Raw genomic sequence first — 24,649 nt, forward strand, 5'->3', positions numbered from 1 at the left:
TGCCGGTCGCGGTGATGGCCATGCGCGCCACCACCGGGTTGCCGTGAGTTGGGACACGCTCCACCCGGGATCGGACACGCCGATCTACGGATAGTGCGGCGTCGGAAAAACCGGACTTATCCGGTTTGCGAGGTAAGACTCGTCCCATCGGCGGGGGGAAGATCCCGCAGGCCGGGGAACGAGTCGCAGTCACCGGCGCGCCTCGCGCCTTCGTCTGACCGAGGTGCCCGTCGACGCGGCCACGGCCGCACCGGCGGCTGGCCCGGCGCCCACGCTGTCGTCACCGGAGACGCCGTCCCGGCCGAGCAGGAACTGCTCGACGAGATGGTTCCAGTCGCAGCCGCGGCACACCTCCACCACGTAGACCTGGAACTCACGCAGGGTCATGGCCAGCACCGAAAGCTCCGCTCGGGTGCGGGCCTGACCGGCCGACTGCTTGAGCTCATCGCCGTAAATGTAGTGGACGTGGGTCAGATTTTCTCGCCGGCAGACCGGACAGAGCGTCTCGGTCGGCTCGCCGTGGAACCGGGCAGCGTTCTTGAGGTACGGCGAGGCGTCGCAGACCTCGTACGTCCCCACCCGGCCCGAATGCACCTCACGCAGCACCGCTCGCTTCTGTAGCGAGTAGTCGACGACCTGGCGCTGCGAACGCATGGGCAGAAGAGTACTGGGTCCGGCCGGACGAGGCGACCATCGTCACTTACTGTGATCGAACCCGTGCCCTACGAGGGTTTGCCTCGTTGCTCCAGAGGGTCTACGGTGCGATGTATCGGGCCGATACATCGGGCCGGTGAACGGGCTCCCGACGGCGGGCAGCCACTGGGGTCCGACGGAGACACGGAGAGGGGTGCTCGTGCTCGAGCTCGCCATCCTCGGTCTCCTGCAGGAGTCCCCGATGCACGGCTACGAGCTCCGCAAGGAACTCGCCGCCAAGCTCGGGGCGATCCGGGCGGCGATCAGCTACGGCTCGCTCTATCCGACCCTGCGTCGGTTGCAGGCGGCCGGCTGGATCACCGAGGCGGCCGAGACACCGGCCACCGCGGAGGAGATCCCGGCGCTGACCAGCCGTCGAGGGCGGGTCGTCTACAAAATCACCGCGGAGGGCAAGGAACGGTTCGCCGAACTGATCGCCCAGACCGGTCCAGAGAGTTACGAGGACACCGGGTTCGGGGTGCATTTCGCGTTCTTCGCCCGTACCGACCGAGCGACCCGCCTCCGGATCCTGGAGGGCCGGCGCCGCAAGGTGGAGGAGCGTCGCGAGGGCCTGCGCGACGTGTTGAGCCGAGCGGCCGAACGGCTCGACGCGTACACGCTCGAACTTCAGCGACACGGCCTCGACGCCTGTGAGCGCGAGGTCCGCTGGTTGGAGGAGCTCATCGCCAACGAGCGCTCCGGCCGGACCCCGGATGGGTCCACCCCGGGCACCGACCCGGGTCCGTCAAGAGAGAACATCCCGCCTCCGCCTGGGTAGTCCAGGAATGAGTCGGAGCGGCCGTGATGAACACAAAGGAGGCAAACGCGATGGGCTCCGTCCGCGTCGCCATCGTCGGTGTGGGTAACTGCGCCTCGTCCCTGGTCCAGGGCGTCGAGTACTACCGCAATGCCGACCCCAACGACCGCGTCCCGGGTCTCATGCACGTCACCTTCGGCGACTATCACGTCTCGGACGTGGAGTTCGTCGCGGCGTTCGACGTCGACGCCAAGAAGGTGGGCATGGACCTCGCGGAGGCGATCGTCGCCAGCGAGAACAACACCATCAAGCTCTGCGACGTACCGCCGACCGGCGTGCTCGTGCAGCGCGGCCCGACCCTGGACGGGCTGGGCCAGTACTACCGGGAGATCGTCGAGGAGTCCGACCGCGAGCCGGCCGACGTCGTCGCCGCGCTGCGCGAGGCCCGGGTCGACGTGGTGGTCTGCTACCTGCCGGTGGGCTCCGAGGAGGCCGCGAAGTTCTACGCCACGGCCGCGATCGAGGCCGGCTGTGCCTTCGTGAACGCGCTGCCGGTCTTCATCGCCTCCGACCCGGCCTGGGCGCAGAAGTTCGTCGACGCCGGGCTGCCGATCGTCGGCGACGACATCAAGAGCCAGGTCGGCGCGACCATCGTGCACCGGGCGCTGGCCAAGCTCTTCGAGGACCGGGGTGTCGAGCTGCTGCGCACGTACCAGCTCAACTTCGGCGGCAACATGGACTTCATGAACATGCTGGAGCGCAGCCGCCTGGTCTCCAAGAAGATCTCCAAGACGCAGTCGGTGACCTCCCAGATCCCGCACGAGATCAACAAGGGCGACGTGCACATCGGGCCGTCGGACCACGTGCCGTGGCTGGACGACCGCAAGTGGGCGTACATCCGGCTGGAGGGGCGCTCCTTCGGCGACGTACCGCTGAACGCGGAACTCAAGCTCGAGGTCTGGGACTCGCCCAACTCGGCCGGCGTCATCATCGACGCGGTCCGGGCCGCCAAGATCGCCCTGGACCGGGGCATCGGCGGCCCGATCCTCTCCGCGTCGAGCTACTTCATGAAGTCGCCGCCGGAGCAGTACGCCGACCACGACGCCCACCAGGCCGTCGAGGACTTCATCGCCGGCACCATCGAGCGCTGACGACGACACCCGGCAGGCGGGGTCGGACCGGAAACGGTCCGGCCCCGTCTGCTGTTTCCCGGACGACTTGCCTCCGTACCCCCCGGGGGTATATTCGACTCCGAGGGGGGTGATCGGTCGTGCACCACGACCACCAGCACCACGACGAGCAGCAGCACGGGCAGCACCAGCACGACAAGCATGCCGGGCACGATCCGGAGGCGTTCCGCCGGAAGTTCTGGCTGAGCCTGGCGCTGACCGCGCCGATCGTGCTGACCAGTCACATGGTGATGGACTGGTTCGGCTACTCGCTCGACTTCCCCGGAATGTCGCTGGTCGGGCCGGTGCTCGGCTCGGTGGTCTACCTCTACGGCGGCTGGCCGTTCCTGGTCGGCGGGCTCCACGAGCTGCGCGACCGTACGCCGGGGATGATGCTGCTGATCTCGATGGCGATCACCGTCGCGTACGTCGCCTCGCTCGCCACCAGCCTGGGCGCGTTCGACCTCGACTTCTGGTGGGAACTGGCCGCCCTGGTCACCATCATGCTGCTCGGGCACTGGCAGGAGATGAAGGCCATCGGCCAGGCTCGGGGCGCACTCGCGGCACTGGCCGCCCTGTTGCCGGACGAGGCCGAGCGGGTCGATGCCGACGGCGGCGTACACCGGGTGCCCCTGACCGGGCTGGGTGTCGGCGACGTGGTGCTGGTCCGCCCCGGCGCCCGGGTACCGGCCGACGGCCGGGTGCTGGACGGCACCGCCGAGCTGGACGAGTCGATGATCACGGGCGAGTCCCGCCCGGTCTCCCGTACCGCCGGCGACCGGGTGGTGGCCGGCACCGTGGCGACCGACTCGTCGATCCGGGTCCGGATCGACGCCGTCGGCGACGACACCGCGCTGGCCGGGATCCAGCGGCTGGTGGCCCAGGCGCAGCAGTCCAGTGGTCGCGCCCAGGTGCTCGCCGACCGGTTCGCCGCCTGGCTGTTCTACATCGCCACCGCCACGGCCGCGGTGACCTTCGTGGTCTGGACCGCGCTCGGCGACATCGACGAGGCGGTGGTGCGTACGGTGACGGTGCTGGTGATCGCCTGCCCGCACGCGCTCGGCCTGGCGATCCCGCTGGTGATCGCGCTCTCCACCGCCGTGGCCGCCAAGGCCGGCATCCTGGTCAAGGACCGGTTGGCGCTGGAGCGGATGCGCTCGGTGGACACCGTGCTGTTCGACAAGACCGGCACGCTGACCCGGGGCGCGCACACCGTCACCGCCGTCGCCGCCGGCCCCGACCTCGCCGCCGACCAGCCGTCTCCGGACCGCCCCGGTCCGGCCGGCGACCGGACGGGCAACGCCGAGGACGAGGCGCTCGGGACGGGCGGCGCCGAGGACGAGCTGCTCCGGCTGGCCGGCGCGGTCGAGGCGGAGAGCGAACACCCGCTCGCCCGGGCCATCGTCGCGGCCGCCGCCGGCCGGGGCGGCGCGGCCACCGCCACCGGCTTCCGCGCGCTGACCGGCCGGGGCGTGCGGGCCGACGTCGATGGTCGGGACCTCGCGGTCGGCGGGCCGGCGCTGCTGCGCGAGCTGGCCGCCCGGCCCGGCCCCGACCTCGACCGGGTCACCGCGGACTGGTCGGCGCGCGGGGCCGCCGTGCTCTATCTGGTACGCCTCGACGGCGCCGCCCCTCGCGTGCTCGGCGCGCTGGCGCTGGAGGACGAGGTACGCCCGGAGGCAGCCGAGGCGCTCACCGAGCTGCGGGCCGAGGGGGTACGCCGGATCGCCATGATCACTGGTGACGCCCGGCCGGTCGCCGAGACGGTCGCCGGGAAGCTCGGCTTCCGACCGGGGGTGGACGAGGTCTTCGCCGAGGTGCTCCCGGCGGACAAGGACGACAAGGTGACCGACCTCCAGCGCGCGGGCTCGACGGTGGCGATGGTCGGTGACGGGGTCAACGACGCCCCGGCACTGGCCCGGGCCAGCGTCGGCATCGCGATCGGCGCCGGCACCGACGTGGCGATCGAGTCGGCCGGAGTGGTACTCGCCTCCTCCGACCCGCGCGGGGTCACCGGTGTCATCCGGCTGTCCCGGGCCTCGTACCGGAAGATGATCCAGAACCTCGCCTGGGCCGCCGGCTACAACGTGGTGGCGCTGCCGCTCGCCGCCGGAGTGTTCGCCTGGGCCGGGATCGCGCTGAGTCCGGCGGTCGCCGCCGTACTGATGTCCGGCTCCACCATCGTCGTGGCGCTGAACGCCCAACTCCTCCGCCGGGTACGGCTGACCCCGCCGGCGCGCTGAGTCGGTCGACGGGTGCGGTGACGCCTATATATAGGGTCCTCACGCCCAGGCGCGCTCGAAGGCGATCCGCGCCTCCAGTTCCAGCAACTGGCGCTTCCGGGGCAGGCCACCGCCGAAGCCGACCAGCTTGCCGCCGGCTCCGACGATCCGATGGCAGGGCACGATCACCGGAATCGGGTTGCGGTTGCAGGCCACCCCGACCGCCCGGGCGGCCCCGGGGTCCCCGACCGCCGCCGCCACCTCGCCGTAGGTGCGCGTCTCGCCGTACGGGATCTTCGACATCTCGGTCCAGACCGCCCGCTCGAACTCCGAACCCCGGCGTACCGAGAGCGGCACGGCGAACTCGGTCAACTCCCCGGCGAAGTACGCCCGCAACTGCGCCACCGCCGCCGGCAGCCCGGCGGTGTCCGGGTCGGGGGCCTCGGGCAGGGCGGTGGCGGGCAGCGCCCCCTCCACCGGCCCGAAGTGCACGCCGCAGACGCCGACGTCGTCGACCCCGACGGAAAGCTCCCCGATCGGGGAGTCGAGCACGGTCCAGCGCATCCCACCATTCTCACCTCAGGCCGGGTCGAGCAGTGCGGCGACCTCCGCGAGTACCCGGTCCACGTCCTCGGCGGTGACGTGCCGGTGCGTCACGGCCCGGAGCTGCCCCCGGCCCAGCTCGGCCAGCCGGACCCCGGCGTCGGCGAGCCGGGCGATGAACGACTCGTGGCTGAACCGGTCGTCGACGACCCGGAACATCACGATGTTGGTCCGCACCCGGGCCGGGTCGATCTCGATCCCGGCGATCCCGGCCAGCCCGTCGGCGAGCCGCCGGGCGTTCGCGTGGTCCTCGGCCAGCCGGCCGACCATCGTGTCGAGCGCGACGATGCCGGCCGCGGCGATCACCCCGACCTGGCGCATCCCGCCGCCGAGCATCTTGCGGATCCGCCGCACCCGGTCGACGAACTCCCGGTCGCCGGCCACCACGGAACCGACCGGCGCGGACAACCCCTTGGAGAGGCAGACCTGGACCGAGTCGGCGTGCCGGGTCAGCTCGGTGACCGGTACGCCCAGCGCCACCGCGGCGTTGAACAGCCGGGCCCCGTCCAGGTGCACCGCCATCCCCTGGCGCCGGCCGAACTCGGCCACCTCGGCCAGGTACGCCCCGGGCAGCGGTACGCCGCCGCACCGGTTGTGGCTGTTCTCCACGCTGATCAGCGCGGGCGGGGCGAACTGCGGGTCGTCCGGGTCCTCCGGCAGCGCGGCGGCGAGCCGGTGCACCGGCAGCCGGCCGTCCGGCTCGGTCCGGACCGGTTCCAGTACCACCCCGCTGCACACCGAGGCGCCGCCCGCCTCGTACACGTAGATGTCCGACTGGTCGCCGACCAGCGCCTTGCTGCCGCGCGGACAGTGCGCGGTGATCGCCGCGAGGTTGGCCATGGTGCCGCTGGGCACCAGGCAGGCCGCCGGCTTGCCGAGCAGTTCGGCCGCCCGCTCCTCCAGCTCGTTCGCGGTCGGGTCCTCGCCGTAGACGTCGTCGCCGAGCGGGGCCCGGGCGATCGCCGCCATCATCTCCGGGGTGGGACGGGTGAAGGTGTCGCTGCGCAGTTCCACGGTGGTACGGACGATCGTGGACGTCATCGGTGCGCCTCCTGAACGGCGGGGCCGGGAATCGGCGAGGGCGGTGGGACGGGCTGGCTCGCGGCGCGCTGGGCGAGCAGGGCGCCGCAGAGCACGATCACGCCGCCGAGCAACTGGACCGGGCTGAGCCGCTCGCCGAGTACCAGCCAGGCGACCAGGGCGGCTATCACCACCTCGACGGTGGCGATGACCCCGGCCACCGGGGCGGAGAGCAGGCGTACCGCGCCGATCCCGGTGGTGTAGGCGAGCACCGTGCTGACCACGACGATCCAGCCGACCAGGACGAGGACCGGCAGGACCGTACCGGCGACGCTGGCCTCGCCGAGCAGTGTCGACCACGGCAGTTGCCAGGGCTGGGCGACCAGGCCCAGCACCACCGCGCCGACCGCCATCCCGCCGGCGGCCAGCGCCAGCGCGTCGCCCTCGCCGGCCAGCCGGTCCGACAGCACGAAGAAGGACGCCTGGCAGGCGGCCGACCCGATGCCGGCGAGCAGCCCCAGCAGGTCCAGTTGCAGTCCGCTCCAGACCTGCACGACCACGGCGATGCCGCAGACCGCGAGCAGGGCACCGGCGAACGCCTCCCGGGGCAGCCGGGTACGCCGGACCAGCACCAGCCACCCGATCACCAGCGCCGGGGCGAGGTATTCCAGCAGCAGGGCGATCCCGACCGGCAGCCGGGACACCGCGAAGAAGTAGCAGACCTGGACCCCGGCGATGGAGAGCAGGCCGTACCCGACCAGCAGTGCCCGGTGCCGGCGGACCAGGGTGCGCAGCGCCGGACCACGGATCGCCAGGGCGAGCGGGACCAGCAGCACCGCCGCGCCGGCCAACCGCAGCCAGACGGTGTCCAGCGGGGTGAGGCCGGCGTCGATCACCGCCTTCGCGGCCGGTCCCGAGGTCCCGAAACTGAACGCGGCGGACAGGGCCAGGGCCAACCCGGGTACGGCCGCGCGGGGCACGGCGGGCCGGACGGGTGTGGAGGTCGCGGTCATCTCAGCTGTTCTCCCATTCGAACTGCGCGGTCAGCCGCCGGAGTTCGGCGTCGGCGACCCGGACCGCCACGGCCGGACTCTCGGCGCAGGACAACACGTGCCCGACCCGGTCGGTGAAGTCGCCGCGCGGCCGGTAGTGGTCCCCGGCCCGGGGCCGGGCCACCACCTCGACCGTGCGCGGATCCGACCCCGTCGGCGCGGCCGGTACCCGGCGGAACCGACCGGCGCGGTCGAACAGCAGGAACCGGATCGAGGCCGCCCGCCGGTGCGCGGGCACCGGCGGCGCGACGGCCTCGCCGACCACCTGGGCGAGATGCTGGCCGATCAGGTCGATGCCGGTGGCGAGTTGGACCAGCCGCGGAATGTTGCCGCCGGCCAGTCGCGGGTTCACCTCGATCACGTACGGGCCGTCGGCGGCCAGCCGCAGCTCGACGTGGACCGGGCCCCAGCCGATGCCGAGGGCGGCGACGGCCCGTTCGGCGGTACCGCGTACCGCCGCGTCCAGCTGGTCCGGCAGGTTCGCCTCGACGTCGTGGCCCACCTCGACAAACCAGGGCGGGGAGCCGAGGTGTTTGCGGACCACCACCAGCGCCCGGCCGTTCCAGACCTCGACCGACACCTCGGGACCATCGACGAAGTCCTCGACCAGTACGCCCGCGATCCGGGGCATTCCGCGCTCGTTCACCCCGCCGGCCAGCAACTCCGCCGCCGCGCCGGCACACTCGGCCGGATCCGCGCAGAGCCGTACCCCGACCGAGCCGGAGCCGTCGACCGGCTTGACCACCACCGGGCCGCCCCGGCGCTCCGCCGCCGCCCGGGCCTGCTGCACGGTCGTGCAGAGCCGCCAGCCCGGCACCGCGACACCGGCGGTCGACAGCACCCGGCGGGAGAGTTCCTTGTTCCGGCACCGGAGCACCGCCTCGGCCGACGGGTGCGGCAGACCCAGTTCCTCGGCGGCGCGGGCGGCGACGACCACGAAGTACTCGCTGCTGCTGGTGATCCCGGCGACCCGCTCCGGGCCGACGCTGCGGCACCACCCGGCGACCTCGGCCGGGTTGCCGGTGTCCAGGGTCGCCACCTCGTCGTACCGGTCCAGCCAGGGCCGGTAGCGGCCGGTCTCCCGGGCCAGCAGCGCGGTCCGGTACCCGAGCGCGGTGGCCGCCTCGGCGAACAGCCCTCCGGTGCCGGTGGTGTTGCTCTCCACGAACACGGCGTACCGGTCAGACACCGACGCCCTCCTCGACCAGCGGGCCGACCGGCTGCTCGACGGCGGCCGGGGCGACGGTGCCCCCGTCGGGCTGGTCGTCGTCGACCCGGTCGTCGTTGCCCTGGACGTCGCCGCCCTCGGCGTCGACCTGGTCCAGCAGGCGCTGCCGCCAGTGCGCCGCGACGTCGAGGTGCCCGGCCGCGGCGGCCGCCCGGCCCCGCAGCCCGGCGTGCAGCCGTGGCCACAGGGCGGCGAAGGACTCCGGCCCGGGCCCGCCGCCGAACCGGGCGGCCCGGACGGCCTCACCGACGTCGAGCGTGTCGAGCAGCTCCGCCGCCCGCCGCTCGATCGGCGGGCCCGGCTGGACCGGACGGCCGGACTCGATCCCGGTGATCAGCCGGCCGACCACCTCGTGCGCCCGCCGGAACGGATGGCCCTCGACCACCAGCCGGTTCGCCACCGCGGTGGCGGTGGTCCAGTGCCCGGCGGCGTGCCCGGCCATCCGGTCGACCCGGGGCCGGGCGCCGGAGAGGTGCATCCGGAGCAGTCGGAGCACGTCGATGGTGTGCGCGTACGCCGGCCACGCCTCGGCCATCGCCTCCGTGCCGACCTCGATGGAGTTGGTGAACGGCGCGGACCGGGTGGCGGCGAGCACCGCCGTCTGGGCGCCGAGCACCCGGGCCGCTCGGCCGCGTACGTGTTCGAGCAGGTAGGCGTTGCGCTTCTGCGGCATCGCCGAGCTGGATCCGACGAGGTCGTCCGGCAACCGGAGCAGGGCCGGCTCGGCGCTGGTCCAGAGTTGCAGGTCGAGCGCCACCCGCGAGGCGGTCACCGCGACCGAGGCGGCGATCGCGAGCACCGCCGAGACGGAATCCCGGCTGGCCACGGCGTCCAGCGCCACCGGGTGCGGCGCGGCGAACCCGAGCAGCCGGGCGGTCAGCTCCGGGTCGATCGGCAGGTCGGTGCCGGCCATCGCACCGGCGCCGAGCGGGCAGCGGGACAGGTGCGGGATCTCGGCCAGCAGCCGGTCCGCCTCGCGGCCCAGTGCGGCCGCCACCCCGGCCAGGTAGTACCCGTAGGTGATCGGCACCGAGGGCTGGAAGTGGGTGAATCCGGCGAGTACGGCCGCCCGGTGCCGGCGGGCGGCGTTCAGCGCCACCGCCTCGGTACGCAGCGTCTCGCGCAGTACCGCCGCGTGCCACTCCCGGAGGCGTAGCGCGCAGATCGTCGCCTTGAGGTCGTTGCGGGACCGGCCGCTGTGCAACCGGCCGGCGACCTCGGCACCGGTGACCTCGGCGAGGTGGGACTCGTAGAGCAGGTACAGCCCGCGTGGCGCGTGCCGGCCGCGCAGTGCCCGGTAGCCGTCCCGGTCCAGGTCGTCGATCGCCGCGATCAGCCGGCCCGCGTCGCCGGCCCCGATCAGCCCCCGGCTGCGGAGCATCACCAGGTGGGCCCGGTCCACCGCCGTCATCAGGTGCAACTCGTCGTCGATCGCCGCGTCGGCCGTCTCGCCGAAGACGATCCGGCGCGCTCCCGGCAGGGCCGCCCGGGTGAGTCGCCCGGTCCCCGGGCCCGCCGCGTCAGCCACCATGCACCCCGCCGGCCGCCGCCTCCACCAGGCCGGCGGCGTACGCCGCCGGGCGCCGGTCCCAGTGCAGGTAGCTCCACCCGTCGAGGCCGTCGCGCGGGTCGTCGACCAGCCGGGGCGCGGCCGGGACCTCGGGCTCGGTGTTCCGGTGCAGCCACTCGTCGGAGTAGACCGTGTCCTGGTAGCGGTGTCCCTCGTCGGGCAGCAGCACCACGTGCAGCCGCCCCGGGTCGCGCCGGGCGTACCAGGAGGCGACGGCGTAGCCGGCGCCGCTGGTCGGACCCATGTAGACGGCGTGCCGGCGGTGCAGTTCCCGGGTGGCGCGCACGGCGTGGCCGTGGGAGAGCCAGTGCACGTCGTCGAAGACGGTGTGGTCGACGTTGGCCGGCATCAGGCTGTTGCCGAGCCCGCGCAGCGGACGCGGCCCGTCCGGCTGGCCGAAGATGACGCTGCGGTGGGTGTCGACGCCGACCGCCCGCAGCTCGGGGCAGACCTCGCGGAGGAACCGGGCCGTACCGCACATGCTGCCGCCGGAACCGACCGTGCCGACCAGTACGTCGATCCGGCCGAGCCGTTCGAGCAGCAGGTCCGCCACGGCCGAGTACGACAGCGGGTTGTCCGGGTTGCGGTACTGCTCCGGGCAGAACGCCGCCGGGTCGTCGCGCAGCAGCCGGACCACCCGGTCCAGCCGGGGTTGCTGGTAGCCGCCGCCCGGCGCCGGCTCGGTGACGATCTCGATCTCCGCGCCGAGGTCCCGCAGCCGGGCGGCCAGCCGGTCGTCGATGACCGGGTCGCTGACCAGGGTCAGCCGCCAGCCGTGCAGCGCCGCCTCGATCGCCAGGGCCAGCCCGAAGGTGCCCGAGGTGGTCTCCACGATCCGCCCGCCCGGGCGGAGCCGGCCGTCGGCGGCGGCCCGCCGCAGGATGTACCGCGCGGGTACCAGCTTCATCAGGGTGAACGCCGCGCCCACCAGGTTCGGCCCCAGCCGGACCAGCTTCGGCATGGCGATGGCGTCGGAGTAGGTCCCGGAGAAGACGTCCGGGTACGTGTCGGCGGCCCGGCCGGTCATCGGTGCACCGCCCGCCAGTGCGACTCGTACGGCGCGTACCGGTAGGTCTCGGCGATGCCGAGGCTGGCCAGTCCGGCCCGGCACCGTTCGCTGGCCGCCCGCGCGGCGCGCGGATCCCGGCCGTCGAAGAGCACACCGGCGACGGTGCCACTGTGCGCGACCTGTACGCCGACCGCGCCCACCGCCTCGGCGAGCCGACGCAGCTCCGGCATCAGCGGCAGCGGGACGAACCGCTGGTTGATCTCGGCGCTGCGGGTGGCCACCCGACCGAGCAGTACCGGGTCGCCGTGCCGGACGGCGTGCCGGGTCGCCCCGAGCAGCGCGCCGAGCTGGGAGATCTCCGCCGGGGTGTACTCGGCCGGCGGCAACTCCAGGGTGTCCACTCCGGTCGGTGCGAGTACGCACCCGACGACCAGCAGCGGCGGCAGCTCCGGGCCGAGCACGTCGAGGACCCGGCCCTCCCGGTGGGCGAAGAGCGGCACCGAGCCGGAGAACATCACCGAGTCGGCGGCGTACTCCGCGGCGATGGCCAGCCGGGCCACCGTACGGCCCGGGAGCCGGTGGCCGGCGGCGTCCGAGACCGCCCGGATGGTGGCCACCACGTCGGCGGTGGACGAGCCGAGCCCGAGCCCGACCGGGATGTCCGAGCTGAGCGAGACCTGGCAGCCGTGTTCGACTCCGAGCAGGTCCAGGGTGAGCCGGGCCGCCCGGCCCGCCTTGGTCTTCCATTCGGGCTGGACCACGATCCCGGCCTGGTCCGGCGACAACTCGGCGCTGGCCACCGCGGCGACGTCCGGCAGCGGAAGGGTGACCAGGGCCCGCACCAGCGAGCCGTCGATCCAGAACGCGCCCTGGAGCAACTCGCCGTGGTGCCCCCGGCACATCCCGAGGCCGGTGCGCGGTGTCGGGTCGAGGTTGTCGACCGCGGGGTTCCCCCGCCAGTCGATGATCCGTTCGTCGAGGAGCGACATCAAACCCCCAGCCAGGTTACGGACACGTCGTCGGCCGGCAGTCCGGGCGCACGCGGGAGTCGGCGCAGGTCGCGCGCCAGATCGGATCGTGGGTCGTGGATAGCGGTGGCACGGGTTGCCGTCGTCGAAACCCGTTGTCGAACACCGCAGCCCCCGTGCGTCGGTGCCGGAACATTCCGTTCGGTTGGCGAGTCTAGGGGAGCCGACCGAACCGCGACAAGCCTTATCCGGATTTGGCGTCGCGCGTTTCGATGTGACGCTCGGTCAGCGGGCGCCCGGGTCGGGCCGGAGCGAGAGCGGCGTCCGCTCCGGCCGGACCGTCCACGCCGGACGCCGATCCCCCGGGCGCTCGGGCGGCCGACCGGAGCGGAATGCGGTTCGACATGCGGATCGTGGTCGGCCGATCGGTCCGGTCGGTCGTCGGGCACCCGGCGCCGGATGCCTACCCGAGCCGGCCGTCCCAGGATTCGGGAGATGGGGCGCAGGAGACAATCTCACGTTCCGTATGCCTCGATCCCGACCACGAGGGGGCGCACACAGAGTGCAGAGGGAGGCGGGATCAGCCAAACGTGATCATCTGACTACGTTGGGTACTGATGGACCTCGATCGACCGCCACCCGACCGGGGAGACGGGTTGCCTACCGTCCTATCCGGGGTCTAACGTCCGGCCGAGGTAATCGCATCCGTCGATTGTTCACGGAATGCGGACCGTTGTATCCCGGCCAACGTCGCATGCGGGGAGGCGACAGGCGATGGCGTACTGACAGTTCTCTCGATCACCCGACGAATTACGTCGGAGGCACCGTCGGCGACAATTCCCGGCGAGCGCCCGAACGGCCGACCCACCGAGTCCCCGGGCACCCGCGACCCAGCCGCGCGCAACGGCTGTTACCTGCGGTTTTTCCTGGCCGACCATCGGTGAAGAGCCACGCTCCACACCAGCCACAGTGGCGTGGCTGACCGCCCATGTCGACGATCGTAGGTCTGGCTACGAGACGTCGTGCCGTACTCCACTCGGCCAGGATGGCTCAGGTGAACACGATGAAAACGGATTATGAACCCCTGTTCCAGGTACGTGCGGAAACCGGGATAGCGGCGCCGCCGGACGTGGTGTACGCGATCGTCACAGACCTTTCCCGAAGTGGCGAATGGAGCCCGGAATGCATCGGCGGGAAATGGATCTCCGGCATTCCCGGCACCGTCGGCGCGATCTTCCAGGGAGACAACCGGCGCGATCCCGAGGTGGTCGCCTGGGCACCGGTGGTACGCGGAACCTGGAGCACCACCTGCGAGGTGGTCGACGCCGAGCCGGGCCGGATCTTCAGCTGGGCGATGCGGGACAGTTCCGGGTGCCGGCAGGACAGCGTCTGGACGTACGAGTTCACCGGCGCTGGCGACGGCGGTTGCCGACTGGTCCACCGGTTCCGGATGGGCGCGCCGACCGAGGGCATCCGGTCGATCACCGCCGGGCTCACCCCGGCCGACCGCCAGCGGTTCTTCGCCGACTGGACCGGCAAGTTGGCCGACGACCTGGCGACGACGCTGGCCCGGATCAAGACCGTGATCGAGACGAGCGGGACCGGGCCGGAGTCCGGCACCCCGCGCTGACCCAGGAAGGATCGACATGCTGCTGCAACGGATCGGCAACTCTGGCATCGGGCTGGGTACCCTCCTCGACCGGGCCGCCGCCCGACACCCGGCCAACGTCGTCGTCCTCGACCACGACCTGGACGTCGCGCCCGAACTGGGCCGGCGGTGCACCGTCGCCGAACTCGCCGACCTGGTGGACGACGTCGCGTCCCGGCTCTGGGCGGCGAAGGTCCGCCCAGGTGAACGGGTGGTGGTCTACAAGTCCGACGGCTTCGACATCCCGCTCCTCGCCTTCGCCGCGGCCCGGATCGGCGCCGTACCGGTGCTGCTCTCACCCAAGCTGGACGGCGGTACGGCCGCGGAACTGCTCCGCCGGGCCCGGCCGGCGTACCTGCTGACCGACCGCGCCAAGCTGGACGCCGAACTCCCGCCGACGGTGCACGAACTGGCCGAGCGGGTGCTGCTGGCCGCCGGTGAGCACCCGGACGCCGTCGGGCTGCACGGGCTGGCCGGTACGCCCCGGGTGCCTGCGGTCACCATGCCGCCGGACCACCCGGCGCTGGTGACGCACACCTCCGGGACGACCGGGATCCCCAAGATGGCGGTGCACACCGGCCGGACGCTGCTGGCCCGGTACCGCCCGCAGGCGACGGCGGCGGCGCTGGTGCGGCGGCGGGAGACCGTGGCGGTGCACGTCTCGTTCGTGCACTCCCGGATGGTCAGCGCGATGGCGATCACCCTGCTGCGCGGCGCGCCACTGCTGATCCTCGCCGACGAGGACCCGGCCCACGTCGCGGAACTCTTCGCCCGGCTGCGCCCCGGCGTCATCGAGGCACACCCGAACTCCTTCATGCTCTGGGAGGAACTGGCCGACGACCCCCGCGAGCCGCTGGCCAACGTGCGGTACTTCAGCAGCACGTTCGACGCCATCCACCCGCGTACGATCCACCGGCTGTTGAACGCCTCCCGTCGCCGCTCGCCACGGTTCGCCCAGCTCTACGGCCAGAGCGAGACCGGCCCGGTGGTCGGCCGGACGTACACCCGGCGCTGGACCGGCGGCACCGACGGCCGCTGCGTCGGCATGCCGTTCCCGGGGATGACCGACGTCCGGGTCGTCAGCCGCGACGGCAGGCCGCCCTCCCCGTCGTCACCGGGCTACATCGAGGTACGCAGCGACGGGCGCGCGGTGACCTTCCTCGGCGAGCCGGAGCGCTACCGGCAGCAGGTCGACGGCGACTGGTGGCGGATGGGTGACGTGGGCTACCGGACCCGCTGGGGCTGCCTGCACCTGCTCGACCGCGAGGTCGACATCGTCCCCGGCTTCGGCAGCACGCTGGTCGCCGAGGACACCCTGCTGGCCCGGCTGGCCGACCTCACCGAGGTGGTCGTGGTCCCGGACCCCGACGGGCGGGCCGTACCGGTGGTCTGCACCCGCAACGACCGGCCACTCGACCTGGAGGCGTGGCGGACGGCCGCCGCCGACCTGCCGCCGATGGCCCCGCCCGTGCACTGGCGGCTCAACGAGCTGCCGCACACCGCGACCACGAAGATCAAGCGGCTCGAACTGGCGCGGATCCTCGCCAGCCGGAACGGCGACCGGTAGCGGCGCCATGGTCAGCTACGACATGGCCGGACGGGTCGCCGTGGTCACCGGGGCGGCCGGCGGGATCGGCGCGGAACTGGTCCGGGCGCTGGCCCGGCAGGGTGCCAGCGTCGCCGCCGTCGACAACGACGCCGAACGGCTGCGCGCGGTCACCGCGACGATCCGCGCTGCCGGAACCGTACTGGCGTTTCCCGGCGACGTCACCTCCAGCATCGCGGCCGAGGGCCTGACCGGTGCCGTCGAGGGCCGGCTCGGGCCGATCGACTTCCTGGTCAACGGGGCGGGCGTGCTGCACACCGGCGAGGCCCGGACGCTGACCGACCTGGCCTGGGCGACCACCTTCGCGGTGAACACCACCGGGGTGTTCAACGTCTCCCGGGCGGTGGTGAACCGGATGGTGCCGCGCCGGCGCGGGGCGATCGTCACCGTGGCGTCGAACGCCGCCGGCACGCCCCGGGTCGGGATGGCCGCGTACGCCGCCTCGAAGGCCGCGGCCACGATGTTCACCAAGACGCTCGGTCTCGAAGTGGCCCGGTACGGCATCCGCTGCAACGTGGTCGCGCCCGGATCCACCGACACCCCGATGCTCAGCAAGCTGTGGACGGACGGCAACGGGCGCCGGCAGACGATCGAGGGAACCCCGGACGTCTTCCGGCTCGGCATCCCGCTCGGCAAGCTCGGCCAGCCGTCGGACGTGGCCAGCGCGGTGCTGTTCCTCCTCTCCGACCAGTCCGGCCACATCACCATGCACGACCTGACCGTCGACGGTGGCGCCACCCTCGGCGTCTGATTGGAGCGAGCCGACGTGGGGATTCCGCACCGCATCGCCTACGCCATGCCGGTCCCCCGGGACCTGCCCGACAACATCGCCGACTGGACCCCGAGACCGGACCGGGCGGTACTGCTGGTCCACGACATGCAGCGGTACTTCCTCCGGCCGTTCGCGGCCGGCACGGCACCCCTGGTCGACCTGGTACGCAACGTCGCCGCCCTGCTCGACCGGTGCCGGGAACTCGGCGTCCCGGTGGCGTACACCGGGCAGCCGGGCGGGATGAGCGACGCGCAGCGCGGCCTGCTGAAGGACTTCTGGGGGCCGGGCATGACCGCCGAGCCGGCACACCGGCAGGTGGAGCCGGCGCTCGCGCCCCGACTGGGCGACTGGTTCTTCGTCAAGTCCCGCTACAGCGCGTTCCACCGCACCGGCCTGCTCGACCGGCTCCGGGCCGAGGGCCGGGACCAACTCCTGGTCTGCGGCGTCTACGCCCACGTGGGCGTACTGATGACCGCCTGCGACGCCTTCTCGCACGACATCCAGCCCTTCCTCGCCGCCGACGCCGTCGCCGACTTCGGTGCCGAACAGCACCGGATGGCGCTGGACTACGCGGCCGGCCGGTGTGCCGTGGTCGCACCGGCCCGGACACTGCTCACCCAGCTATCGGCCGTGCGGGTGCCGGGTTGACGGCCCGCGACGAAAGGACCCTGTGATGACGTTCTCCTCGGCACCGGCCGCCGCCGGGCCGCCGCGCGGTGCCGCCGATCCCGGTCCGTCGGTGCTGGACCGGGTACTGGCGGACCGGCCCGGCCCGTTCGCCCTGCTGCACCGGCCGGAGCTGACCGGACCGGGCCGGGTCGAGGTGCTGCTCGGCCGGGTACACGCGCTGGAGCGGCTCGCGGACGTGCCGCTGCCCGACCCGGTCCCCGGCGGCTCCGGGCCCGGGACCCTGGTGCTGGTCCCCTACCGGCAGATCGCCGAGCGGGGCCACGCCACCCCCGACGACGGCACGCCGCTGCTGGCGATGACCGTCGACCAGCACGCGGTGGTCCCGGTCGCCGAGGTGCGGCAGCGGATCCCGGACGCGCCGGTCACGCTCTCCGGCGGCCACTTCGACCTGGACGACGACGGCTACGCGGAGCTGGTCCGCACGGTGCTGGCCGACGAGATCGCCACCGGCCAGGGCGCCAATTTCGTGCTCAAGCGGTCGTTCCTGGCCGACATCACCGACTACACGCCCGGGACGGCGCTGACCGTCTTCCGGCGGCTGCTGGCCGACGAGTCCGGCGCGTACTGGACGTTCGTCGTGCACACCGGGGACCGCACGCTGGTCGGGGCCAGCCCCGAACGGCACGTCAGCGTGGTCGACGGTACGGCCACGATGAACCCGATCAGCGGGACGTACCGCTATCCGGCGTCCGGTCCCACCCTCTCCGGGGTGCTCGACTTCCTCGCCGAGGCGAAGGAGACCGACGAGCTGCACATGGTCGTCGACGAGGAACTCAAGATGATGGCCCGGATCTGCGACGACGGGGTACGGGTCGTCGGGCCGTACCTGAAGGAGATGGCCCGGCTCGCCCACACCGAGTACCTGATCGAGGGGCGTACCCGCCGGGACGTGCTCGACGTCCTCCGGGAGACCATGTTCGCCCCGACCGTCACCGGGAGCCCGGTGGAGAGCGCCAGCCGGGTGATCAGCAAGTACGAGCCGGCCGGTCGCGGCTACTACAGCGGCGTCGTCGCGCTGATCGGCCGGGACGGCACCGGCACACGCACCCTGGACTCGGCGATCCTGATCCGCACCGCCGAGATCGACCGGACCGGGCGGCTCCGGATCACGGTCGGCTCCACCCTGGTCCGGCACTCCGAACCCGCCGCCGAGGCGGCGGAGACCCGGGCGAAGGCGGCCGGGCTGCTCGCCGCCTTCCAGGCCCGACCGGCTCCCCGGTTCGGGACGCATCCGGCGGTCCGGCACGCGCTGACCCGGCGTACCGAGCGGGTCGCCGGGTTCTGGCGCGGCTGCTCCGCCGGGCGGGGCGGCGGGCTGGCCGGGCGGCGGGTGCTGGTGGTCGACGCCGAGGACAACTTCACCTTCATGCTCGGCCACCAGCTCCGGGCACTCGGCCTGCGGGTCACCGTCCGGCGGTTCGACGAGCCGTACTCGATCGACGACCACGACCTGGTGGTGCTCGGTCCGGGCCCGGGTGATCCGCGCGCCGTGGGCCACCCGAAGATCGCGCACCTGCGGCGCACCGCCCGGCGGTTGCTGGACGAGGCACGGCCGTTCCTCGCCGTATGCCTGAGCCACCAGGTGCTCAGCGACCTGCTCGGCTTCCGGCTGGCCCGGCTGGACGCGCCGAACCAGGGCGTGCAGAAGGAGATCGAACTCTCCGGACGTCCGGTCCGGGTCGGGTTCTACAACAGCTTCGCCGCGCAGAGCGAGGCGGACCAGGTGCGCTGCGCCGACCCCGCCGGCCTGGTCGAGGTGGATCGGGACCGGACCACCGGCGAGGTGTACGCACTGCGCGGGGCGAGGTTCCGCTCGATCCAGTTCCATGCCGAGTCGATCCTCACCGAGGGCGGCGTCGACATCCTGCACGAGTTGGTCGGCTCGGTACTGCGTACCCGGCTCGCCGAACCGGTGGCGGCGCGGAGCTGACCCGCGCGGGACGGCAGACAGACCGAATCCGGATGTCTAACATCTGGATTATGCGGATAAGCGAAGGGGTCGAATGGGGACTGCACTGCTGCCTCACGCTCGCCTGGATCGGCGACGACGAGCCGGTGTCGGCACCACGCCTGGCGACCTGGTTCGAGTTGCCGCCCGCCTATCTGAGCAAGTGCCTCCAGGCGCTCGTCCGCGCCGGCATCCTGAGCTCCACCCCCGGGGTACGCGGCGGGTTCCGGCTCGCCCGGCGACCGGCGGAGATCACGGTGATGGACGTGGTCACGGCGGTCGAAGGCCCCGAGCCCGCGTTCCGGTGCACCGAGATCCGGCAACAGGGCCCCGGTGTCGACCCGTCGGCGCCGGAGTTCCGCCGGCCCTGCGCGATCACCGCGGTGATGCGCCGCGCCGAGCTGGCCTGGCGGCGGGAACTGGCCGGGCAGACCCTCGCCGACCTGATGTCCGCCGCACCGCCGCAGGCGGCCGAGCGGGCCCAGCAGCGCCACCGGCTGCTCCGCGGCTGACCACCACCCGGCCCAGCACAGGAGAAGGTAGATGTCCCGGCTCTCGATTCCGTCCGACCGGTCCGCCCCGCAACGGCGAGCGGCAGCGCAGGACCGTGGCCTGAAGCCCACCCTGGTGCTGGCGATGGGGACCTTCGCGGTCGGTACGGACGCGTTCGTCGTCGCCGGATTCCTGCCGGAGATGGCGGACACCCTGCACGTCTCCACCGCCGCCGCCGGACAGTCGGTGACGGTCTTCGCGCTCTCGTACGCCGTACTCGCCCCGCTGGTCGCCACGGTCACCGCCCGGGTGCCGCGCCGCCCGCTGCTGGTCGGGGCCCTGCTGGTGCTCTGCGTCGCCAACCTCGGCTCCGCGCTGGCCACGAGCCTGCCGATGCTGATCGCCACCCGGGTCGCCGCAGCGGCCGGCGCCGCCGCGTACACCCCGAACGCCGGGGCGGTGAGTGCCGCGCTGGTCCGTCCGGAACTGCGGGCCCGGGCCCTCGCCGTGGTGGTCGGCGGGCTGACCGTCGCCACCGCGCTCGGCGTACCGCTCGGCGGCGTGGCCAGCCAGTGGCTCGGCTGGCGCGCCGCGCTCGGTACAGTCGCCGGGCTCTGCCTGCTGGTGGCGGTCGGGGTACGACTGATCATGCCCAGCCTGCCCGGCAACCCGCGTACCCCGCTGCGCACCCGGTTGGCGGTGCTGCGCCGGCCCGGGGTGCTGACCGTACTGCCGCTGACGGTCCTCGGGATGGCCGCCTGCTACACCGGTTACGCGTACGCCGTCCCCGCGCTGGGCGCGGCCGGGATCCCGCCGACCTCGGTCAGCCTGATGCTCTTCCTTTACGGGGTCGGCGCGGTGGTCGGCAACCTGCTCTCCGGCTACACCACCGATCGATGGGGGCCGACCCGGGTGCTCGGCACCGGATATCTCGGCATGGTGACCTGCCTGGCCCTGCTCGGCTGGGCGGCCGGCGGCGGCAGCGTCCCCCCGGCGGTCGTCGGCGTCCTCGTGCTGGTCTGGGGGGCGAGTAGCTGGTGCCAGACGCCTCCGCAGCAGCACCGGCTGATCGAGGCCGCCCCGCAGGAGGCACCGCTGGTGGTGTCGCTGAACTCCTCCGGCATCTACCTGGGCATCGGCCTCGGCACCACGGTCGGCGGCCTCGCCATCACCTCCGGTGCGGCCGCCGCGTTCGCCGTCGGCGCGGCCGGTGCGCTGGCCGCGCTGCTCTTCCTGCTGGCGACCGCGCCGGCACGGCGGGCCGGGAGCGCGACCGGATGACCCCGGCACCGCTGACCACCCGGGCCGCGTACGTCGAACGGCTCGGCGCAGCCACCGAGATCCGGTACGGCGACCTCGCGATCGCCGGCCCCGGGCCGACCGACGTACTGGTCGCCGTCGACGCCACCGTGGTCAACCCGGTGGACACCTTCGTCCGGTCGGGCGCCTATCCGACCCCGGTGCCGCTGCCCTTCGTGATCGGCCGTGACCTGGTCGGCACGGTGGTCGCCGCCGGTCCGGGCGCACCCGGGTTCGCCGCCGGTGACCGGGTCTGGTGCAACAGCCTCGGTCACGACGGCCGGCAGGGTGCCGCCGCCGAGCGGGCCGTCGTGCCGGTCGACCGGCTCTACCGGCTGCCGGACGGGGTGCCGGCGGAACTCGCGGTGGCGGTGGTGCATCCCACCGCGACCGCGTACCTCGCGCTGTTCACGCACGGCCGGCTGCGGCCCGGCGACACCGTCGTGGTGGCCGGTGCGGCCGGCAACGTGGGCAGTGCGCTGGTGGTCCTGGCCAGTACCGCCGGGGCCCGGGTCGTGGCGACCGCCGCTGCCGACGACGAGGCGTACTGCCGGTCGCTGGGCGCGGCCGAGGTCCTCGACTACCGCGACGAGCGGTGGCCCGAACGGGTCCGCGCGCTCTGTCCGGACGGGGTCGACCTCTACCTCGACACGTACGGCCGCAACGACCTGGAGAACGCGGTCGAACTGCTCGCCCACCGGGGCCGGGTGGTGCTGCTGGCGGGACTGCGGACCCGACCGGTGCTCCCGGCCGGCAGCCTCTACACCCGGGACGGGGCGGTCGTCGGGTTCGTCATCTCGCGTGCCTCGACCGCCGAACTCGGCGCGGCGGCTCGGATGATCAACCAACTGCTCGCCGCCGGACGGCTGCGCCCACGGGGCACCGAGATCCTGTCCCTGCGGGAGGCGGCCGAGGCGCACCGCCGGGTCGAGGCCGGCAAGCTGCGCGGCACCCGGCTGGTCCTGGCGCCCGGGTGCTGACCTGAGAGTGGCTCAGGTCACAACCTGACCGATCGGTCAACTCTCTGACCGATCGGTCAGGCATGCTCGGGTCCGGAGGTGAGCCGGATGGCGCGCAGCAGCAGCCGGACCCGGGACGAGATCCTGGTCGTCGCGGCCCGGCAGTTCGCCCGGATGGGCTTCAAGGGCACCTCGCTGCACGACATCGCGGTCGAGGTGGGCTGCTCGAAGGCCACCCTGCTGTACCACTTCGACAGCAAGGAGGCGATCCTGCTGGCGCTGGTCGCGCCCGCCGCCCGGGACCTGGCCGCCCTCGACGCCCGGCTCGCCGGGCTCGCCGCGCCGGATGCCCGGGAGACCGCCATCGACGGCTTCGTCGACCTGGTGCTCACCTACCGGCGGGAGGTCGCGCTGATCTACGACGACCCGGCGCACCTGCTGGAACAGCCGGCCTTCACCGACCTCGCCTCCGTCACCGCCCGCCTGGTCGACGCCGTGGCCGGGCGCTGCACCGACCCGGCCGACCGGATCGCCGCCGAGGTAGTGCTCGCCGGCATCTCGGCGGTGGTGATCGAGCACACCGACGACGACGAGGCCGACCTCCGCCGGGCGCTGCTCCGGGTGGCCCGCCGCGCGCTGCGTCCCGAGGCCGACGTACCCACCGCCGACCGCACGGCGCGGCACTGAACCCGCACCGCCCCCTCCACCACCAGTCCGACCCCTCGACCGAAGGAAGCGACATGGCGACCCTCCTCTACCGACTAGGCCGGGCATCGTTCCGGCGCCGCCGGCTCGTGGTGGTCCTCTGGCTCGTCCTGCTGGCCGCGCTCGGCGGGGCAGCGGTGGCGTTCATGGGCCCCACCTCGACCAACTTCTCCATCCCCGGCACCGAGTCACAGCGGGCGATCGACGCGCTGAAGCGGGAGTTCCCGGAGGCGAGCGGCGCGACCGGCACCATCGTGGTCGCCGCGCCGGAAGGCCAGCAGCTCGGCACGCCGGACCGCCGGGCGGCAGTGGCCGAGCTGGTACGCGAGGCCGGCACCCTGCCCGGCGTGGTCGGCGCGCTCGACCCGTTCACCACCGGGGCGCTCTCCCAGGACGGCCGGCACGCGCTCGTACAGGTGCAGTTCGCCCACCAGGCCGACGAGGTCACCGAGGCGCAGCGCGAGGCGTACGAGCAGAGCGGCTCGGCGGCGACGGCGGCCGGGCTGCGGGTCGAACACGGTGGTGAGGTGATGTCCAGCGTGCCCGAGGTGGGCGGCACCGAGGGCATCGGCGTGCTGATCGCGCTGGTCGTACTCGTCGTGACGCTGGGTTCGCTGGTCGCGGCCGGGATGACGATGCTCAACGCGCTGATCGGGGTCGGCGCCGGAATGGCCGGCCTGTACGCGCTCAGCAACACCATCGAGCTGACCAGTACCGCACCGGTGCTCGCCCTGATGCTCGGCCTCGCGGTCGGGATCGACTACTCGCTCTTCATCACCTCGCGCTACCGGCAGAACCTGCTGGAGCAGCTGGAGCCGGAGGAGGCGGCCGGGCGGGCGATCGGCACGGCCGGCTCGGCGGTGCTCTTCGCCGGGGTCACCGTCGTGATCGCGCTCGCCGGGCTGGCCGTGGTGAACATCCCGTTCCTGACGATCATGGGACTCGCCGCCGCCGGAACCGTCGCGGTCGCCGTACTCGTGGCGTTGACGCTGCTGCCCGCGCTGCTCGGCTTCGCCGGCCGGCGCATCCTGCCGCGCCGGCTGCGGCGCACCGCGACCGGCGCGGTGCCGGCCGCCGCTACCGAGGGGTTCGGTTTCCGCTGGGCCCGGCTGGTCATCCGGCTGCGGGTGCCGCTGATCCTGGTCGCCGTGCTCGGGCTCGGCGCGCTCGCGCTGCCCGCCGCCGACATGCGGGTCGCGCTGCCGGACCACGGCACCGCCCCGCACGGTACGCCGCAGCGCGAGGCCGCCGACCTGATCACCGAGGGCTTCGGGCCCGGGTTCAACAACCGCCTGGCCCTGGTGGTCTCCAGCGACTCGCCCGAACGCACCGGCACGGTCGCCCAGGAGGTCACCGCCGTACTCCAGGGCACCGAGAACCTGCTCGCGGTCAGCCCGCCCAACCTGAGCCGGGATCGGCTGACCGCCCTGCTGGCGGTGATCCCGACGACCGGCCCGACGGACCCGGCGACCGAGACCCTGGTGCGCCAGATCCGGGAGAAGGTCGGCCCGATCGACCGGCTCGGCGACACCGACGTGGCGTTGACCGGCCAGACGGCGGTCGGGATCGACGTCTCGGCGAAGCTCGCCGACGCGATGCCGTGGTACCTGCTGCTCGTGGTGGGCCTGTCGGTACTGCTGCTGATGTTGGTGTTCCGGTCGCTGCTGGTACCGCTGAAGGCGGCGCTGGGCTTCCTGCTCACCGTCGGGGCCACCTTCGGGCTCACCGTGCTGGTCTTCCAGCAGGGCCACCTCAGTGAGCTGGTCGGGTTGGACACCCCGGGTCCGCTGGTCAGCTTCCTGCCGATCCTGCTGATCGGCATCCTGTTCGGCCTGGCCATGGACTACGAGGTGTTCCTGGTCTCCCGGATGCGGGAGGACTTCGTGCACGGTGACACCCCGACCCAGGCCACCATCAACGGCATGGGGCACGGCGCCCGGGTGGTCACCGCCGCCGCGCTCATCATGACCTCGGTCTTCGCCGGCTTCGTGCTGCTCGACGACCCGGTGATCAAATCGATGGGTTTCGCCCTCGCCATCGGGGTGGCGATCGACGCGTTCGTGGTCCGGATGACGATCGTGCCGGCGGTGATCTCGCTGCTCGGCCGGAGCGCCTGGTGGCTGCCCGGCTGGCTGTCGAAGCTGCTGCCCAACGTCGACATCGAGGGCGAACGCCTGCGCCGGCACCTGGCCACCGACGCCGAACCCGAACGGGTCCCCGCCGGGGTCTGAGCCCCGCC

21 protein-coding genes are annotated in these 24,649 nt (G+C 73.0%); 13 read left to right on the forward strand and 8 right to left on the reverse strand.

Annotated features, from left to right (window positions below; translation table 11 throughout):
- Window positions 1-189: 189 nt before the first annotated feature.
- Window positions 190-654 (reverse strand): DUF5318 domain-containing protein, encoded by a 465-nt coding sequence (locus ACSMXO_RS42630; protein ID WP_318399883.1) that lies wholly within the window; start codon window positions 652-654, stop codon window positions 190-192.
- Between the two features lie 199 nt (window positions 655-853).
- Here ACSMXO_RS42630 and ACSMXO_RS42635 point away from each other — a divergent pair, with 199 nt between their 5' ends.
- The 3 genes from ACSMXO_RS42635 (at window position 854) to ACSMXO_RS42645 (ending at window position 4,862) form a co-directional block, all read left to right on the forward strand.
- The gene (locus tag ACSMXO_RS42635; protein ID WP_346262417.1) at window positions 854-1,471 is read left to right on the forward strand and encodes a PadR family transcriptional regulator; all 618 of its coding nucleotides are present in this window, start codon (window positions 854-856) and stop codon (window positions 1,469-1,471) included.
- 50 nt (window positions 1,472-1,521) lie between these two features.
- Window positions 1,522-2,601 (forward strand): inositol-3-phosphate synthase, encoded by a 1,080-nt coding sequence (locus ACSMXO_RS42640; protein ID WP_346262410.1) that lies wholly within the window; start codon window positions 1,522-1,524, stop codon window positions 2,599-2,601.
- A 119-nt stretch (window positions 2,602-2,720) separates the two neighbouring features.
- The gene (locus tag ACSMXO_RS42645) at window positions 2,721-4,862 is read left to right on the forward strand and encodes an HAD-IC family P-type ATPase (RefSeq protein WP_455416238.1); all 2,142 of its coding nucleotides are present in this window, start codon (window positions 2,721-2,723) and stop codon (window positions 4,860-4,862) included.
- Between the two features lie 39 nt (window positions 4,863-4,901).
- On the opposite strand, the gene ACSMXO_RS42650 is transcribed toward ACSMXO_RS42645, so the two are convergent.
- Genes ACSMXO_RS42650 through ACSMXO_RS42680 form a run of 7 tightly spaced genes read right to left on the reverse strand, consistent with a single transcriptional unit; the run spans window position 4,902 to window position 12,312 of the window.
- On the reverse strand, window positions 4,902-5,405 hold the full coding sequence (locus ACSMXO_RS42650) for a methylated-DNA--[protein]-cysteine S-methyltransferase (protein ID WP_455416239.1): 504 nt from the start codon (window positions 5,403-5,405) through the stop codon (window positions 4,902-4,904).
- Between the two features lie 15 nt (window positions 5,406-5,420).
- The gene (gene ltaE, locus ACSMXO_RS42655) at window positions 5,421-6,485 is read right to left on the reverse strand and encodes a low-specificity L-threonine aldolase (protein WP_346262408.1); all 1,065 of its coding nucleotides are present in this window, start codon (window positions 6,483-6,485) and stop codon (window positions 5,421-5,423) included.
- Complete coding sequence (locus ACSMXO_RS42660; RefSeq protein ID WP_346262407.1) at window positions 6,482-7,477, reverse strand: EamA family transporter; 996 nt, start codon at window positions 7,475-7,477, stop codon at window positions 6,482-6,484. The genes ltaE and ACSMXO_RS42660 overlap by 4 nt, the downstream gene beginning before the upstream one ends.
- 1 nt (window position 7,478) lies before the next feature.
- A complete protein-coding gene (locus ACSMXO_RS42665) occupies window positions 7,479-8,705 on the reverse strand; it encodes an ATP-grasp domain-containing protein (RefSeq protein ID WP_455416240.1) in 1,227 nt (408 codons plus the stop codon).
- On the reverse strand, window positions 8,698-10,275 hold the full coding sequence (locus ACSMXO_RS42670; RefSeq protein WP_455416241.1) for an argininosuccinate lyase: 1,578 nt from the start codon (window positions 10,273-10,275) through the stop codon (window positions 8,698-8,700). Before ACSMXO_RS42670 ends, ACSMXO_RS42665 begins: the two co-directional genes overlap by 8 nt.
- Window positions 10,265-11,341 carry a cysteine synthase family protein gene (locus tag ACSMXO_RS42675; protein ID WP_455416242.1) on the reverse strand — a complete coding sequence of 359 codons (1,077 nt, stop codon included), beginning with the start codon at window positions 11,339-11,341 and terminating at the stop codon, window positions 10,265-10,267. The genes ACSMXO_RS42670 and ACSMXO_RS42675 overlap by 11 nt, the downstream gene beginning before the upstream one ends.
- Complete coding sequence (locus tag ACSMXO_RS42680) at window positions 11,338-12,312, reverse strand: GHMP family kinase ATP-binding protein (protein WP_346262403.1); 975 nt, start codon at window positions 12,310-12,312, stop codon at window positions 11,338-11,340. The genes ACSMXO_RS42675 and ACSMXO_RS42680 overlap by 4 nt, the downstream gene beginning before the upstream one ends.
- 1,042 nt (window positions 12,313-13,354) lie before the next feature.
- On the opposite strand from ACSMXO_RS42680, the gene ACSMXO_RS42685 reads away from it, so the two are divergent.
- The 10 genes from ACSMXO_RS42685 (at window position 13,355) to ACSMXO_RS42730 (ending at window position 24,641) form a co-directional block, all read left to right on the forward strand.
- Window positions 13,355-13,921 (forward strand): SRPBCC family protein, encoded by a 567-nt coding sequence (locus ACSMXO_RS42685; RefSeq protein WP_455416243.1) that lies wholly within the window; start codon window positions 13,355-13,357, stop codon window positions 13,919-13,921.
- A gap of 16 nt (window positions 13,922-13,937) precedes the next feature.
- On the forward strand, window positions 13,938-15,506 hold the full coding sequence (locus ACSMXO_RS42690; protein WP_455416244.1) for a class I adenylate-forming enzyme family protein: 1,569 nt from the start codon (window positions 13,938-13,940) through the stop codon (window positions 15,504-15,506).
- A 7-nt stretch (window positions 15,507-15,513) separates the two neighbouring features.
- The gene (locus ACSMXO_RS42695; RefSeq protein WP_346262400.1) at window positions 15,514-16,296 is read left to right on the forward strand and encodes a 2,3-dihydro-2,3-dihydroxybenzoate dehydrogenase; all 783 of its coding nucleotides are present in this window, start codon (window positions 15,514-15,516) and stop codon (window positions 16,294-16,296) included.
- Window positions 16,297-16,311: 15 nt separating this feature from the next.
- Window positions 16,312-16,965, forward strand: a complete 654-nt coding sequence (locus ACSMXO_RS42700) for an isochorismatase family protein (protein ID WP_455416245.1) — start codon at window positions 16,312-16,314, stop codon at window positions 16,963-16,965.
- 25 nt (window positions 16,966-16,990) lie between these two features.
- A complete protein-coding gene (locus ACSMXO_RS42705) occupies window positions 16,991-18,937 on the forward strand; it encodes an anthranilate synthase family protein (RefSeq protein ID WP_455416246.1) in 1,947 nt (648 codons plus the stop codon).
- A 50-nt stretch (window positions 18,938-18,987) separates the two neighbouring features.
- The gene (locus tag ACSMXO_RS42710) at window positions 18,988-19,467 is read left to right on the forward strand and encodes an RrF2 family transcriptional regulator (RefSeq protein ID WP_455416247.1); all 480 of its coding nucleotides are present in this window, start codon (window positions 18,988-18,990) and stop codon (window positions 19,465-19,467) included.
- 31 nt (window positions 19,468-19,498) lie between these two features.
- Entirely contained in the window at window positions 19,499-20,728 is a 1,230-nt protein-coding gene (locus ACSMXO_RS42715; RefSeq protein WP_346262396.1) for an MFS transporter, read from the forward strand.
- On the forward strand, window positions 20,725-21,726 hold the full coding sequence (locus ACSMXO_RS42720) for an NADPH:quinone reductase (RefSeq protein ID WP_346262395.1): 1,002 nt from the start codon (window positions 20,725-20,727) through the stop codon (window positions 21,724-21,726). The genes ACSMXO_RS42715 and ACSMXO_RS42720 overlap by 4 nt, the downstream gene beginning before the upstream one ends.
- Before the next feature lie 87 nt (window positions 21,727-21,813).
- The gene (locus tag ACSMXO_RS42725) at window positions 21,814-22,392 is read left to right on the forward strand and encodes a TetR/AcrR family transcriptional regulator (protein ID WP_455416248.1); all 579 of its coding nucleotides are present in this window, start codon (window positions 21,814-21,816) and stop codon (window positions 22,390-22,392) included.
- A 53-nt stretch (window positions 22,393-22,445) separates the two neighbouring features.
- A complete protein-coding gene (locus tag ACSMXO_RS42730; protein WP_455416249.1) occupies window positions 22,446-24,641 on the forward strand; it encodes an MMPL family transporter in 2,196 nt (731 codons plus the stop codon).
- The last annotated feature ends 8 nt before the right edge of the window (window positions 24,642-24,649 follow it).

The sequence above is a fragment of the Plantactinospora sp. DSM 117369 genome (assembly GCF_053764795.1).